Source organism: Kitasatospora cineracea (genome assembly GCF_003751605.1).
GTDB classification, from domain to species: domain Bacteria; phylum Actinomycetota; class Actinomycetes; order Streptomycetales; family Streptomycetaceae; genus Kitasatospora; species Kitasatospora cineracea.
In genome coordinates, this window is record NZ_RJVJ01000001.1 from 1,541,194 (window position 1) to 1,555,045 (window position 13,852).

A 13,852-nucleotide genomic window follows, 5' to 3' on the forward strand; every position below is an offset into this window, starting at 1 on the left:
AGGGACAAGGATGGGGGGTCGGCCCGCCCCGGGGTGACGCCGGGGCCGGAGTGTCGCCACCCTGTCGGGCCGCCCCCGCGCGCCCTGACGGAGTGTCCGTTGACACCGCGGCGAACGGGCCCCGCCGACCGCGCGGAAACCGGCCGTCCGCGCGGTCGGCCGCAGTAGCGTCGGGGGCATGCATGCAATGACTCTTCCTGAGTTCGGCGGGCCGGAAGCGCTGCGCTGGGCCGACGTGCCGGATCCCGTGCCCGGTGAGGGCGAAGTCCTGGTCGAGGTGGCGGCCACCGCCGTCAACCGGGCCGACCTCCTGCAGCGCCAGGGCCACTACAGCCCGAAGCCCGGGGTCTCCCCCTACCCGGGGCTGGAGTGCTCGGGGCGGATCGCCGCCCTCGGCCCCGGGGTGTCCGGCTGGGCGGTCGGCGACGAGGTCTGCGCGCTGCTGGCCGGCGGCGGGTACGCGGAGAAGGTCGCGGTCCCGTTCGGGCAGCTGCTGCCGGTTCCCGAGGGCGTCGACCTGGTGACGGCGGCGGGCCTGCCGGAGGTGGCCGCCACGGTGTGGTCGAACGTGTTCCTGGTCGCCCACCTCCGGCCCGGCGAGACCCTGCTGGTGCACGGCGGGGCCAGCGGCATCGGGACGATGGCGATCCAACTGGGCAAGGCGGTCGGCGCCCGGGTCGCGGTGACGGCCGGCAGCGCGCAGAAGCTGGCCCGCTGCGCCGAGCTGGGCGCGGACATCCTGGTCGACTACCGCGAGCAGGACTTCGTCGAGGTGGTCCGGGAGGCCACCGGCGGCGCCGGGGCCGACGTGATCCTGGACATCATGGGCGCCAAGTACCTGCAGCGGAACGTGGACGCCCTGGCGGTCAACGGCCGCCTGGTGGTGATCGGACTGCAGGGCGGGACCAAGGCCGAGGTCGACCTCTCCGCCATGCTGGCCAAGCGGGCCGCGCTGGTCGCCACCAACCTGCGCGGACGCCCGCTCGGGGAGAAGGCCGCCATCGTCGCCGCCGTCCGGGAGCACGTCTGGCCGCTGATCGAGGCGGGCGCCGTCCGCCCGGTGGTCGACCGGGTCCTGCCGGTCACCGAGGCCGCCGAGGCGCACCGGGTGATCGAGTCCGGCGCCCAGGTCGGCAAGGTGCTCCTGGAGGTGCCCGGAGCCGCCCGCTGAGGGTCGAAATGCCCGGAGTGCCCGAGTATGTGAGTCTGGTCACAAGCTGTTCCGCCTCCGCCCGCGTCCCACTGCGAGCGGCCGTCGGGAGGACCTGCTTTCCATGCTCGCTCGCCGCCGCCCCGTGCCCGCCGTCCCGGCCCGTGCCACCGCCTGCCCGCCCGCGCTGCGCCGCTGGGCGGCGCTGACCGGGGTGGCGATCCCGCTGCTGCTGGCCGCCCCGGCCCTGGCCGCCGACCCGGCGGCCGGGGCCCGGCAGCAGGCGCAGGCACAGCTGGACGCGGCCCGGCAGCAGGCCCGGGCGCAGTTGGACGCCGCGCGGCAGCAGGTGGCCGGGGCCACGGCGGTACCCGTGGTCCCGGCACCGGGCGGCGCGATATCCGGGCCGCCCACGCTGTCCGCGCCGCCCGTGCCGTCGGCGCCGGCCGCCAGCACGCCCCCGCCCGCCACCGCCACCCGCACCGCCCCGGCCGCGTCGAGCGCCCCGGCGGTCCCGGCCGCCCCGGCGGAGCCGGCGGACCCGGTCGAGTCGACCGAGCCGTCCCCGCTCCCGTCCGCGTCCCCTTCTCCTTCTGCTTCTCCTTCTCCTTCTTCTTCGGCGTCCCCGTCCCCGTCCGGTTCGGCCTCGCCGTCCGCGGAGCCCTCGCCCTCGGCGTCCCCCGAGGCGCCGGTGGAGCCCGTGCCGTCCTCGGTGCCCGCCCCCGTCGCGGTCGGGCACGGGCGGCACCAGCAGGCGGTGGTGCCGCTGCTCCCGCCGTCGCCGGCGCCCTCGGACGACGGGACGGGCGGCGGGGCGGGGCCCGGAGGAGGGGACGGCGCGGTGAACGGGCTGCCGGTGCCGGACGCGGCGCTGCCCGGTGCGGACCCGGGCACGGTGGCGGACGGGGACGCGGTGGCGGCGGACCCGGAGGCGACCGCGGCGGCGGAGGCCGACGGCGTGCTGGCGGCCGGGCCAGTGGTTCCGGTGGTGCCCTCGCTGCACTGGAGCGACCCGTCCGTGCGGCTGCTCCCGCTGGGGGCCGGGCTGGGGCTGATCGGCCTGGGCCTGGGCCTGGTCGGGCTGCGTCTGCGCCGGCGGTGACGGGGTAGGAGCGGAACACGGGCGGGGACGGCACCGAAACGGAGCGGGGCCGGTCGGGGCGGGACGATCGGCGGACCGGCTTCGTTGACCTCCGTGGCGGACGAAGCATATGAAGGAGCTATGACCAACCCGATGAACGAGCGGTCGAACCAGGATCCCTTCCAGGCGTCACAGGCGGCGGGCGGGAGATCAGAGGACAGCCCGAAGGTGCTGATCGTCGGACCGGACGGGATGGCGGTGGGCACCGCGCCGGCCGGCGGGCTCGGGCGGGGCGACGGGGACGACGAGCCGCGCGAGCTGCCGGTGACCGAGATGGTCGAGCAGCCGGCCAAGGTGATGCGGATCGGCAGCATGATCAAGCAGCTGCTGGAGGAGGTGCGGGCGGCGCCCCTCGACGAGGCGAGCCGGGCCCGGTTGAAGGACATCCACGCCAGCTCGATCAAGGAGCTGGAGCTGGGCCTGGCCCCGGAGCTGGTCGAGGAGTTGGAGCGGCTGTCGCTGCCGTTCGCCGACGACACGATCCCGACCGAGGCCGAACTGCGGATCGCCCAGGCGCAGTTGGTGGGCTGGCTGGAGGGCCTGTTCCACGGCATCCAGACCGCGCTGTTCGCCCAGCAGATGGCGGCGCGGGCCCAGCTGGAGCAGATGCGGCGGGCGCTCCCGCCGGGCCTGAACGGGGCGGAGGGCGAGCCGGAGGAGGGCGGCCCGGGCCGCGGCATCCGTTCCGGTCCGTACCTGTAGCCCTACCCACGGTGGCCTTGCGGGGGCCGCGCTTCGGCGCGGCCCCGAACCGCTACCCTGACCGGTGTCCGGAAGTACCGCGCGCCGAGGGGGAGCTGGGACCATGACTGAGGGCACCACCGAGGGGTACGCGCTCGGGCACGGCCGGTACGTGCTGCAGCGGATGCTCGGGCAGGGCGGCATGGCCTCGGTCCACCTCGCCCACGACACGGTGCTCGACCGGCAGGTCGCGGTGAAGACGCTGCACACCGAACTGGGGCGGGAGGCCTCGTTCAAGGAGCGGTTCCGGCGCGAGGCGCAGGCGGTGGCCCGGCTCCAGCACACCAACATCGTCTCGGTGTTCGACTCCGGTGAGGACGTCGCACCGGACGGGACGACCACGCCGTACATCGTGATGGAGTTCGTCGAGGGCCGTTCGCTCAAGGACGTCCTGGACGAGCAGGTGACCACGCTCGGGGCGATGCCCAACGAGCAGGCGCTGAAGATCACCGCGGCGGTGCTGGCGGCGCTGGAGGCCTCGCACGACCAGGGGTTGGTGCACCGCGACATCAAGCCGGCCAACGTGATGGTGTCCACCAAGGGCGTCGTCAAGGTGATGGACTTCGGCATCGCGCGGGCCCTGCAGTCCGGCGTCACCTCGATGACGCAGACCGGCATGGTGGTCGGCACCCCGCAGTACCTGTCGCCGGAGCAGGCGCTCGGCAAGAGCGTGGACGCCCGGTCCGACCTGTACTCGGTCGGCTGCATGCTGTTCGAACTGCTCAGCGGGCAGCTGCCGTTCGACGGCGACTCGGCCTTCTCGATCGCGTACAAGCACGTGCAGGAGACCCCGCCGGCGCCGTCCACGCTGAACCGGGCGGTCACCCCGGGGATCGACGCGCTGGTGGAGCGGGCGCTGCGCAAGGACCCGGCGCAGCGGTTCCCGACCGCGGAGGCGATGCGCGAGGAGGTGGAGCGGGTCCTGGCCGGGGGGCAGGGCGGCGGCAACACCCCGCTGCAGGCGTCCACCCCGCTGGTGATCGGCGAGGGGCCGCGCTCGGTGCACGCCGCGCCGTCGCTGACCAACTTCCCGCCGGTGCCCGGCCCGCAGGCGGGCCCGCCGTCGGTGCAGCAGCCGTACCAGCCGGTGCCCGGCCCGCAGACCCCGCCGCCGTACGCGACCCCGCAGCCGTTCCCGCCGGCCGCGCCGACGCCGCAGCCGTTCCCGCAGCTCGGGCAGACCCCGCCGCCGTTCCCGCAGGCGCCGGTCTTCCCGCAGACCACCCCGCCGCCGATGGCGGTGCCCTACCCGGCCCCGCGGGCCAACGAGCGCAACGGCTGCTCGACCGCGGCGATCGTGATCTGCGTCATCGCCGGCGTGCTGATGCTGGCGTTCATCATCCTGATGGTCGTGGTGGCCAGCGCCGGCAACTCCTGAGGCACAGGGCGCAGTCGCTCGACACGGTACTCGAACCGGGGTGCCGGCGGGCTCGCGCGACCCGAACCGACCCCCGCGTGCGCCGTCTCGTTCCACGTCGGAGGGCCCGAGACGGTAGCGTGCTGAAGAAGAACCGACAGGGCGAGCGCGCGCCGAGCGGGTGCCCGGGGCGAGGAGCGATGGGTCAGAGCGAACGACCGGACGACGGTGGGGACCAGCAGCCGGAGGTGCCCGGCGCGGACGCCCGGGACGAGGACGCGGGCCACCCGGAAGAGCCCACCGGACCCACCGAGGTCTTCCCGGCCGGGGCCCGAACTCCCGGACGCGGCAGCGCCGTTCCGTTCCCCACGATCGGCGACGGCCGCTACCGGCTGACCCGGCGGCTGGGCCGCGGCGGGATGGCCGAGGTGTTCGCCGCCCAGGACATCCGGCTGGGCCGCACCGTCGCCGTCAAGCTGCTGCGCTCGGAACTCGCCGAGGACGACACCGCCCGGCTCCGCTTCACCCGCGAGGCGCACGCCGTCGCCGCGCTCAACCACCACTCGATCGTCGCGGTCTACGACACCGGCGAGGAGCAGCACGGCGGGGAGTCCACCCCGTACATCGTGATGGAGCTGGTCGAGGGCCGCACCGTGCGCGAGCTGCTGGTGGACGAGGAGGCGCCGCCGGTCGACCAGGCGCTGATCATCACCGCCGGGGTGCTGGAGGCGCTGGCCTACAGCCACCGGCACGGCATCGTGCACCGGGACATCAAGCCCGCCAACGTCATCATCACCACGAACGGCGCGGTCAAGGTGATGGACTTCGGCATCGCCCGGGCGCTGTCCGGCGGCGCCACCACCATGACGCAGACCGGCATGGTGATGGGCACCCCGCAGTACCTGTCGCCCGAGCAGGCCCTCGGCAAGCCCGTCGACCACCGCTCCGACCTGTACGCGGCCGGCTGCATGCTGTACGAACTCCTCACCCTGCGGCCGCCGTTCGTCGGCGAGACCCCGCTCTCGGTGGTCTACCAGCACGTCCAGGACGCGCCGGTGCCGCCGTCCCGGGCCAACGACCGGGTGCCGGTGCCGCTGGACGCGCTGGTGCTGCGGGCGCTGGAGAAGAACCCGGACGACCGGTTCCAGAGCGCCGACGAGTTCCGCGCCCACGTGCAGCACGCGCTGCGGCAGATGCACGGCGCGGCCGGCGCGGGCTACCCGGCGGGCGCCGCCGGGCTGGCGGCCGCCGCCGCGGCCGGGGCCTGGGAGGGCACCCCGCCCGCCGGGTCCGCCTCGCTCACCGAGCCGATGAACCCGGTCGCCGGGACGGCCGCCACCGAGGCGCTGCCCTACCAGGCCACCTCGGCGTACCGGACGCCCGCGCAGCCCTACCCGGCGGCGGTCGGGGCCGGCGGCGGTGGGGGCGACGGCGAGGAGCCGGAGCCGCCGCGGCGGCGCAACCCGTGGGGCTGGGTGCTGGGCGCGGTCGCGCTGGTGCTGGCCGCCACCGTCGGGGTCGCGCTGGCGATCACCGCCAACAAGGACCACACCGAGGACCCGCAGAAGCAGCAGCAGCAGACCACCGCCCCGGTGCAGAGCCCCAGCGCCCACGCCACCGACGAGCCGGTCGAGCGGCCCAGCAGCGCGGCGCCGACCCGCAGTTCGGGCGGCGGCACCCACCAGCAGGAGACGCCGAGCAGCACGCCGTCGCCGACCGCCTCGCCCTCGGCCAGCCCGTCCGCGTCCGCCTCGGCCAGCCCGTCGCACTCGGCGACGGCGAGCACGTCGGCGAGCCCGACCGGGACCAAGCCCAGCGGATCGACGACCCCGTCCGCGCCCACGTCCCCCAGCGCGAACCCGTCCGGCACCTCGGTGGGGATCGGGGAACTGCCGGTCCATCCGTAGCCGGTGCGGGCGGGTCAGTTGGCGAACGCGTCGATGACCTGCTCGTACTCCTCGCACCACCAGGCCAGTTGCCCGGCCGCGGCCGGGAAGAGCGGGTCGGCGCGGTGGTCGCGGCGCTGGTAGCGCCACTGCAGCATCCACAGGTCGTTCAGCCGTTCCCACCAGACCCGGTGGACGGCGCGGGCGACCTGTTCGGCGTCCGCGGCGCCGGTGGCCCGGTAGGCGCGGGCCCAGTGGCGGACCCGGGGCAGGTCGAGGACACCGGTGGTGCGGTCGTTGAAGAGCAGGGTGGCGGCCCGCACGGCCTCCTCGGCGACCGGGTGCGGGGCGAGCTTGTCCCAGTCCAGGACGGCGCTGACGGTGTCGCCCCGGTAGAGCACGTTCAGGCCGTGGAAGTCGCCGTGGGTCCAGCCGGTGGGCGGGGCGTCGGCGGGACCGGGGCGGCGGTGGCGGTGGGCGGCGAGCAGGTCCAGGCGCTGGGTCAGGTGCTGTTCGGCCTGCCGGTCGAAGGCGCCGTAGGGGCGGTGGGTGCGGGCCAGGTCGCGGAGTTCGGCGACGATCCGCTCGGTCTCCTCGGCCTCGGCGCTGAGCACCCCGGCGGGCTGCCGCAGCGGGGCGCACACGTCGGCCAGCGCGCCGTGCAACGCCCCCAGCAGGGTGCCGAGTTCGCCGCACCGGGCGGGGGGCAGCCCGGTGCCGTGCCGGTGGTTTCCGGCCACCCACGGGTAGAGCGCGAACAGCCGGCCGCCGTGCGCGGTGACGGTCCGTCCGTCGGTGTTGGCGAGCGGGGCGGCCACCGGCAGGCCGCGGGCGGCCAGCGCGGTGGTGGCGCGGTGCTGGGCGGTGATCGCGGGCCGGTTGGCGGTGGCCCGGTCGACGTAGCACTTGAGGAAGTACGCGCCCGCCGCCGTGGTGACCCGGTAGCCCCGGTTGAGCAGGCCCTCCGCGACCGGCACGACCGCCGTGGGCGGCGGGGTGCGGTAGGCGCGCAGGACCCCGGCCACGGCGGCGTGCGCGACCGGGGGGCTGAGGGTTCCGACGGGGGGAGCGGTGGCGTCCGGGCGGGCCGGCGCGAGGGAGAGGGTCTGACCGTCCGTCACGCACAGAGCCTATTACTCGGCGTGATGGTGACTTGACACAGCGTGTGCGAATCTGCTCTCAGTGCTGCTGGTCGGCCTGCCGGCGGGCGACGTAGGCGGCGGCCTGGGTGCGGCGCTCCATGCCCATCTTGGCGAGCAGGCTGCTGACGTAGTTCTTCACCGTCTTCTCGGCCAGGTGCAGCTCGTTGCCGATCTGCCGGTTGGTCATTCCCTCGCCGATCAGGTCGAGGATCCGGCGCTCCTGCTTCGTCAACTGCGCGATCCGCTCGTCCTCCTTCTCGCCCCCGTCGCGGAGCCGGGCCAGCACGCGGCTGGTGGCCACCGGGTCGAGCAGGGATTTGCCGGCCGCGACATCGCGCACCGCGGAGAGCAGATCGGTTCCGCGGATCGCTTTCAGGACATATCCGGAGGCCCCCGCCATGATCGAGTCGAACAGCGCCTCGTCGTCGGAGAAGGAAGTGAGCATCAGGCATTTCACCGAGGGGTCCTGGGAGCGGATCTCCCGGCACACCTCGACGCCGTTGCCGTCGGGGAGCCGGACGTCGAGCACCGCCACGTCCGGGTGGACCGCCGGAATGCGGTTGAGCGCCTCGGCCGCCGTTCCCGCCTCGCCGACCACCTCGATGTCGCCCTCCATGGAGAGCAGGTCGTGCACGCCGCGTCGGACCACTTCGTGATCATCGAGGAGAAACACCCTGATATGTCCGTTATCAGTCATTTGCAAAGCGTCGCACAAATCGATGCCCGTTACCCCCTTTCGCAGCGGGCCGTGCCCGGATACCGTGCGCTGGTGTCCTGACCGGAACGGGTAAGCCGCGTCACACCGTCGGTTTCCCTACCGGAGAACAACTAGGACGTCCTAGCGCAAGCGCGCCAAAGGGCGTCGCTGGGTAACGTTCTCGTGAGGACGCCGTCGGAAAGGGAACACCGCCTGTCCGCACCGGTGCGCACACCCACGCGCGCGGGTCGGAGGGGCGACCGGACCGGTCGCCGGCGACCCCGGGTGGCCGGACAGACCGAGGAGTGAACGTGACCGTCAAAAGCACGTCGAGGGCGCGCAAGAAGGCCGCCCCCGGCGTCCCTGACCCGGCCCGGGCCGGCTCCACCGCCGAACCGGAGCTCGTCCAGCTGCTCACCCCGGAGGGCGACCGGGTCGAGCACCCGGAATTCCCGCTCACCGTGACGCCCGAGGAACTGCGCTCGCTCTACCGGGACCTGGTCCTGGTGCGGCGCTTCGACGCGGAGGCGACCTCGCTCCAGCGTCAGGGCGAACTGGGCCTGTGGGCCTCGCTGCTGGGCCAGGAGGCGGCCCAGGTCGGCTCCGGCCGCGCGATGCGCACCGGCGACTACGCCTTCCCCACCTACCGCGAGCACGGCGTGGCCTGGTGCCGCGACGTCGACCCGCTGAACCTGCTCGGCATGTTCCGCGGCGTGAACAACGGCGGCTGGGACCCGAACGAGAAGAACTTCCACCTCTACACCATCGTGATCGGCGCGCAGACCCTGCACGCCACCGGTTACGCGATGGGCATCACCAAGGACGGCGCGGACGACGCGGTGATCGCCTACTTCGGCGACGGCGCCTCCAGCCAGGGCGACGTCAACGAGGCCTTCACCTTCGCCTCGGTCTACAACTCGCCGGTGGTGTTCTTCTGCCAGAACAACCAGTGGGCGATCTCCGAGCCCACCACGGTGCAGACCCGCATCCCGCTGTACCGCCGCGCCTCCGGCTTCGGCTTCCCCGGCGTCCGGGTCGACGGCAACGACGTGCTCGCCGTGCTCGCGGTCACCCGCTGGGCGCTCGACCACGCCCGCACCGGCCAGGGCCCGGTCCTGGTCGAGGCGTTCACCTACCGGATGGGCGCGCACACCACCTCCGACGACCCGACCCGCTACCGGCAGTCCGAGGAGACCGAGTCCTGGAAGGCCAAGGACCCGATCCTGCGGCTGAAGGCGCACCTGGAGAAGGAGGGCCTCGCCGACGAGGCGTTCTTCACCGGGATCGAGGCCGAGAGCGAGCAGCTGGGCCTGCGGGTCCGCGAGGGCGTCCGCTCGATGCCGGACCCGGACCCGACCCTGATCTTCGACCACGCCTACAGCGAGCCGCACCCGCTGGTCGACGAGGAACGCGCCGAGTACGAGGCGTACGCCGCCTCCTTCGAGGGTGGGGAGCACCACTGATGGCCGGCCAGCTCAGCATCGCCAAGGCGCTCAACGAGGCGCTGCGCAAGTCGCTGGAGAGCGACCCGAAGACCGTCCTGATGGGCGAGGACATCGGGAAGCTCGGCGGCGTCTTCCGGATCACCGACGGCCTGCAGAAGGACTTCGGCGACGACCGGGTGATCGACACCCCGCTCGCCGAGTCCGGCATCGTCGGCACCGCGATCGGCCTCGCGCTGCGCGGCTACCGCCCGGTGGTGGAGATCCAGTTCGACGGCTTCGTGTACCCGGCCTTCGACCAGATCGTCTCCCAGCTCGCCAAGATGCACGCCCGCGCGCTCGGCCACGTCAAGATGCCGATCACCGTGCGCATCCCGTTCGGCGGCGGCATCGGCGCGGTCGAGCACCACAGCGAGTCGCACGAGGCGTACTTCGCGCACACCGCCGGCCTGCGGGTGGTCAGCCCGTCCAACGCGCACGACGCGCACTGGATGCTGCGCCAGGCCATCGAGTCGGACGACCCGGTGGTCTTCCTGGAGCCCAAGCGCCGCTACTGGGACAAGGGCGAGGTCGGCGAGGACCCGATGCTGCCCCTGCACTCGGCGCGGATCGTGCGGCCCGGCACCGACGCCACGCTGATCGCGTACGGGCCGATGGTCAAGGTCTGCCAGGAGGCCGCGCAGGCCGCCGAGGAGGACGGCCGCCGGCTGGAGGTGGTCGACCTGCGCTCGCTGTCGCCGGTCGACTTCGCCACCGTGGAGGAGTCCGTCAAGCGGACCGGCCGCGGCATCGTCGTGCACGAGGCCCCGGTCTTCCTGGGCCTGGGCGCCGAACTCGCCGCCCGGCTCACCGAGCGCTGCTTCTACCACCTGGAGGCGCCGATCCTGCGGGTCGGCGGCTACCACGCCCCGTACCCGCCGTCGCGCGTCGAGGAGACCTACCTCCCCGACCTGGACCGCGTGCTCGACGCCGTCGACCGCGCGCTCGCGTTCTGAACAGGGGGCGGAGATGACCACTGACGTTCACTCGCTCCGCGAGTTCAAGATGCCCGACGTGGGCGAGGGCCTCACCGAGGCCGAGATCCTCACCTGGTACGTGAAGCCGGGCGACACCGTCACCGACGGGCAGGTGGTCTGCGAGGTGGAGACCGCCAAGGCCGCCGTCGAGCTGCCGATCCCGTTCACCGGCGTGGTCGAGGCGCTGCACTTCCCGGCGGGTGCCACCGTCGACGTCGGCACCTCGATCATCGCGGTGGCCGTCGCGGGCGCCGCGCCCGCACCGGCCGCCGCACCCGCCGCCGCCCCGGCCCCGGCCGCCGAGCCGGAGCCGGAGCGCCGCGAGGTGCTGGTCGGCTACGGCCCGCGCACCGGCTCGGCGCAGCGCCGGGCCCGCCGCACCAACGGGGCGGGCGCCGCTGTCGCCGCGCCCGCGCCCGTCGCGGCTCCGGCGCCCGCTCCGGTCGCCGCGCCCGCTCCGGTCGCGGCACCCGCTCCGGTCGCGGCGCCGGTCCCGGCCGTCGCCGAGGGGGAGCGCCCGCTGGCCAAGCCGCCGGTGCGCAAGCTCGCCAAGGACCTCGGGATCGACCTGCGCACCGTGGTGCCGACCGGCCCGAACGGCGTGATCACCCGCGAGGACGTGCACGCCGCGGCGAACACCGCCGCCGAGGCGGTCGTCGAGCCGGTGGCGGCCCCCGCGGCCCCCGCGGCCGAGCCGGTCGCGGTGGCGCTGCCGGTGCCGACCGCGGCCGGGGACGTCCGGGTGCCGGTCAAGGGCGTCCGGAAGGCCACCGCGCAGGCGATGGTGGCCTCGGCGTTCACCGCGCCGCACGTCACCGAGTTCGTCCAGGTCGACGTGACCCGGACGATGAAGCTGGTGCGCAAGCTCAAGGAGAGCGGCGAGCTCGGCGCCGGGGTGCGGGTCAGCCCGCTGCTGCTGGTCGCCAAGGCGCTGCTGACCGCCGTCAAGCGGCACCCGGAGGTCAACGCCAGCTGGGACGAGGCGGCCCAGGAGATCGTCGTCCGCGGCGCGGTCAACCTCGGCATCGCCGCGGCCACCCCGCGCGGCCTGATCGTCCCGAACATCAAGGACGCGGGCTCCCGCACGCTGCCCCAACTGGCCGTCGCGCTGGGCGACCTGGTGGAGACCGCGCGCCAGGGCAAGACCTCCCCGGCGGACATGTCCGGCGGCAGCATCACGATCACCAACGTCGGCGTGTTCGGCGTCGACACCGGCACCCCGATCCTCAACCCCGGCGAGGCCGCCATCCTGGCCTTCGGCGCGGTCCGGGAGCTGCCCTGGGTGCACAAGGGCAAGGTGGTGCCCCGGCAGGTCACCACGCTGGCGCTCTCCTTCGACCACCGGCTGGTCGACGGCGAGCTCGGCTCCAAGGTGCTGGCGGACACCGCCGCGGTCCTGGAGCACCCGAAGCGCCTGATCACCTGGGGCTGATCCCGCCCCGCCCCACGGGCCCCGCTCCGCGTGCCGGAGCGGGGCCCGTGGCCGTTTCCGGGGCCCTTCCTGGGGCCGGTCAGCGGCGGGCGGCGTGCCAGCTGGCCAGCGCCAGCGCGTGGAAGCCCTCCGCGTCCGGGGCGCCGAGGCCGAGGGCGGCGCAGAGCAGGGCGGCGGTGGCGGGGCGCGGGCCGGCCGCGCCGCGTTCCAGGTCGGACAGGGTGCGGACGCCGAGCCCGGCCTTGGCGGCGAGTTCCTGCTGGGTGAGCCGGGCCTCCTGCCGGTGGCCGCGCAGTGCGCGTCCGAACGTCTCGCGCGGGTCGGTGCGCTGCCGGGTCTCCATGCGGTGTTCCCCCCTGTCGTTGCCCCGTTCGGCAGCGTATCCCGCGCGGCGGGCGGCCGGTCGGATTTCCAACTCCGGCGTGCTGGTCGGCACTTGGGGGCCCCGGTGGCGTCCGGGCGGAACGCGTCCGGGCGGGTCGTGCATTGGGCCGCCCGAGGGAGTTTCGCGCCGGCCCCGCCGGGCCCCCGGCCCGGATGGGTACGTGTGTGCGATCAATCCACCCGCGCAGCCAGGCCGGGTGACCGTCGCAGCGAGGACCCCCGCGTATGCCGACTGGTGCCCCCGGCCCCGTGATGCGTTCTGCCGCCGCCCTGCTGCTGGTGGCCGCCGCCGTGCTGCCCGCCGCGGTGGAGCTGGCCTCGCCCGCGCCCTCGACGGCGATAGGCCCGCCGCCCGGCCCGGACCGGCCCGCGCCGCCCGCGGCCCGCCCCGACCTGCGGGCCCCCGGCGCGCCCTCGGTGGACCTGCGGCTGACCGGCGACGCGTCCAACCGGATCACCCTGGTGCTGCTCGGCGACGGCTACACCGCGGCCCAGCAGCAGCTGTTCCACGAGCAGGCGGACCGGGCCTGGCGGGCGCTGCTGGAGATCGAGCCGTTCCGCACCTACCAGGGGTTCTTCAACATACGGCGGGTGGACGTGGCCTCCCCGGTGCCCGGCATCGCGGAGACCGAGAGCGCCGGGAAGTCCCCCGCCACCCCGCTCGGGATGCGCTTCTGGTGCGAGGGCACCGCCCGCCTGCTGTGCGCGGACGAGGAGGCCACCGCCCGCTGGGCCGGGCAGGGCGACGGCCCGCAGTACCTGATCGCGCTGGCCAACTCCACCGAGTACGGCGGGGCCGGCGGCACCGGGGTGACCACGCTGTCCGGCGGCAGCCCGGACGCCGGGCGGATCATCCAGCACGAGATCGGCCACACCATCGGCACCCTCGGCGACGAGTACGACTCGGCGCCGAACGACCCGGACTACCCGAACCTGTCCACGGTGGACGCCGAGGACATGCTCCGCGAGAAGACCAAGTGGTGGCACTGGCTGGGCACCCAGTCGCCGGACGGCGGCGGCGTGATCGGCGCCTACCGCAGTGCCAACGGCCTGTACCGGCCGACCGCGGACTCGGTGATGCGCACCCTCGGCGGCAGCTACAACCTGCCCTCCCGGGAGGCGATCGTCGAGCAGCTGTACCGCCGGGTGAAGCCGGCCGACCCGCCCGAGCCGGCCCCCGGCCCGGTGTCCGGGCGGCCCAGGCTGCACGTGCGGCCGCTGGCGCTGACCGGCCCCCGGCAGCTGCAGATCGGCTGGACGCTGGACGGCCGGCCGGTGGACGCCGGCAGCGCGGACGGCACCTGGCTGGACACCGGGGCGCTGGGGCTGGAGCCGGGCGGCCGGCACACCGTCACCGCGACGGTGCGGGACACCACCGACTGGGTCCGCGACGAGGGCTTCCGCAACCAGTACATGACCCGGACCGAGAGCTGGACGCTCACCGGCTGAAACCGGACGCCCGGG

General features: G+C 74.6%; 12 protein-coding genes. 9 read left to right on the forward strand and 3 right to left on the reverse strand.

Translation table 11 applies throughout. From position 1 onward, the window contains the following. Positions 1–178 precede the first annotated feature (178 nt). The 5 genes from EDD39_RS06965 (at position 179) to EDD39_RS06985 (ending at position 6,296) form a co-directional block, all read left to right on the forward strand. Positions 179–1,171 carry an NAD(P)H-quinone oxidoreductase gene (locus tag EDD39_RS06965; protein ID WP_123554048.1) on the forward strand — a complete coding sequence of 331 codons (993 nt, stop codon included), beginning with the start codon at positions 179–181 and terminating at the stop codon, positions 1,169–1,171. A 103-nt stretch (positions 1,172–1,274) separates the two neighbouring features. Further along, positions 1,275–2,252 carry a hypothetical protein gene (locus EDD39_RS39380; RefSeq protein ID WP_162869959.1) on the forward strand — a complete coding sequence of 326 codons (978 nt, stop codon included), beginning with the start codon at positions 1,275–1,277 and terminating at the stop codon, positions 2,250–2,252. A gap of 120 nt (positions 2,253–2,372) precedes the next feature. Continuing rightward, on the forward strand, positions 2,373–2,993 hold the full coding sequence (locus tag EDD39_RS06975; protein WP_380370763.1) for a bacterial proteasome activator family protein: 621 nt from the start codon (positions 2,373–2,375) through the stop codon (positions 2,991–2,993). Between the two features lie 103 nt (positions 2,994–3,096). Continuing rightward, the gene (locus EDD39_RS06980; RefSeq protein ID WP_123554050.1) at positions 3,097–4,410 is read left to right on the forward strand and encodes a protein kinase domain-containing protein; all 1,314 of its coding nucleotides are present in this window, start codon (positions 3,097–3,099) and stop codon (positions 4,408–4,410) included. A 179-nt stretch (positions 4,411–4,589) separates the two neighbouring features. Next, the gene (locus tag EDD39_RS06985) at positions 4,590–6,296 is read left to right on the forward strand and encodes a protein kinase domain-containing protein (RefSeq protein ID WP_123554052.1); all 1,707 of its coding nucleotides are present in this window, start codon (positions 4,590–4,592) and stop codon (positions 6,294–6,296) included. Between the two features lie 14 nt (positions 6,297–6,310). Here the strand turns inward: EDD39_RS06985 and EDD39_RS06990 are convergent, their stop codons facing one another. Both EDD39_RS06990 and EDD39_RS06995 read right to left on the reverse strand, forming a co-directional pair. Continuing rightward, positions 6,311–7,396, reverse strand: coding sequence for a phosphotransferase enzyme family protein (locus EDD39_RS06990; RefSeq protein ID WP_123554054.1), 1,086 nt, complete (start codon positions 7,394–7,396; stop codon positions 6,311–6,313). 58 nt (positions 7,397–7,454) lie between these two features. After that, entirely contained in the window at positions 7,455–8,114 is a 660-nt protein-coding gene (locus tag EDD39_RS06995) for a response regulator (RefSeq protein WP_030457586.1), read from the reverse strand. 311 nt (positions 8,115–8,425) lie between these two features. Here EDD39_RS06995 and pdhA point away from each other — a divergent pair, with 311 nt between their 5' ends. Genes pdhA through EDD39_RS07010 form a run of 3 tightly spaced genes read left to right on the forward strand, consistent with a single transcriptional unit; the run spans position 8,426 to position 12,004 of the window. Beyond that, the gene (gene pdhA, locus EDD39_RS07000; RefSeq protein WP_244256628.1) at positions 8,426–9,577 is read left to right on the forward strand and encodes a pyruvate dehydrogenase (acetyl-transferring) E1 component subunit alpha; all 1,152 of its coding nucleotides are present in this window, start codon (positions 8,426–8,428) and stop codon (positions 9,575–9,577) included. Further along, positions 9,577–10,551: an alpha-ketoacid dehydrogenase subunit beta gene (locus EDD39_RS07005; RefSeq protein WP_425269653.1), complete on the forward strand. Its 975-nt coding sequence runs from the start codon at positions 9,577–9,579 to the stop codon at positions 10,549–10,551. Before pdhA ends, EDD39_RS07005 begins: the two co-directional genes overlap by 1 nt. A 13-nt stretch (positions 10,552–10,564) precedes the next feature. Next, complete coding sequence (locus EDD39_RS07010; RefSeq protein ID WP_123554058.1) at positions 10,565–12,004, forward strand: dihydrolipoamide acetyltransferase family protein; 1,440 nt, start codon at positions 10,565–10,567, stop codon at positions 12,002–12,004. 79 nt (positions 12,005–12,083) lie between these two features. Here the strand turns inward: EDD39_RS07010 and EDD39_RS07015 are convergent, their stop codons facing one another. After that, entirely contained in the window at positions 12,084–12,347 is a 264-nt protein-coding gene (locus EDD39_RS07015; protein ID WP_123554060.1) for a helix-turn-helix domain-containing protein, read from the reverse strand. A gap of 266 nt (positions 12,348–12,613) precedes the next feature. Here EDD39_RS07015 and EDD39_RS07020 point away from each other — a divergent pair, with 266 nt between their 5' ends. Beyond that, positions 12,614–13,837, forward strand: coding sequence for a M64 family metallopeptidase (locus EDD39_RS07020; protein WP_148089403.1), 1,224 nt, complete (start codon positions 12,614–12,616; stop codon positions 13,835–13,837). The last annotated feature ends 15 nt before the right edge of the window (positions 13,838–13,852 follow it).

What these genes read in the sequence shown, in the direction of transcription:
- EDD39_RS07010 (WP_123554058.1), top strand. Translation starts at nt 10,565, where the DNA reads ATGACCACTGACGTTCACTCGCTCCGCGAGTTCAAGATGCCCGACGTG.
- EDD39_RS06975 (WP_380370763.1), top strand. Translation starts at nt 2,373, where the DNA reads ATGACCAACCCGATGAACGAGCGGTCGAACCAGGATCCCTTCCAGGCG.
- EDD39_RS07015 (WP_123554060.1), bottom strand. Translation starts at nt 12,347, where the DNA reads ATGGAGACCCGGCAGCGCACCGACCCGCGCGAGACGTTCGGACGCGCA.
- EDD39_RS39380 (WP_162869959.1), top strand. Translation starts at nt 1,275, where the DNA reads ATGCTCGCTCGCCGCCGCCCCGTGCCCGCCGTCCCGGCCCGTGCCACC.
- EDD39_RS06985 (WP_123554052.1), top strand. Translation starts at nt 4,590, where the DNA reads ATGGGTCAGAGCGAACGACCGGACGACGGTGGGGACCAGCAGCCGGAG.
- EDD39_RS06965 (WP_123554048.1), top strand. Translation starts at nt 179, where the DNA reads ATGCATGCAATGACTCTTCCTGAGTTCGGCGGGCCGGAAGCGCTGCGC.
- EDD39_RS06995 (WP_030457586.1), bottom strand. Translation starts at nt 8,114, where the DNA reads ATGACTGATAACGGACATATCAGGGTGTTTCTCCTCGATGATCACGAA.
- EDD39_RS06980 (WP_123554050.1), top strand. Translation starts at nt 3,097, where the DNA reads ATGACTGAGGGCACCACCGAGGGGTACGCGCTCGGGCACGGCCGGTAC.
- EDD39_RS07020 (WP_148089403.1), top strand. Translation starts at nt 12,614, where the DNA reads ATGCCGACTGGTGCCCCCGGCCCCGTGATGCGTTCTGCCGCCGCCCTG.
- EDD39_RS07005 (WP_425269653.1), top strand. Translation starts at nt 9,577, where the DNA reads ATGGCCGGCCAGCTCAGCATCGCCAAGGCGCTCAACGAGGCGCTGCGC.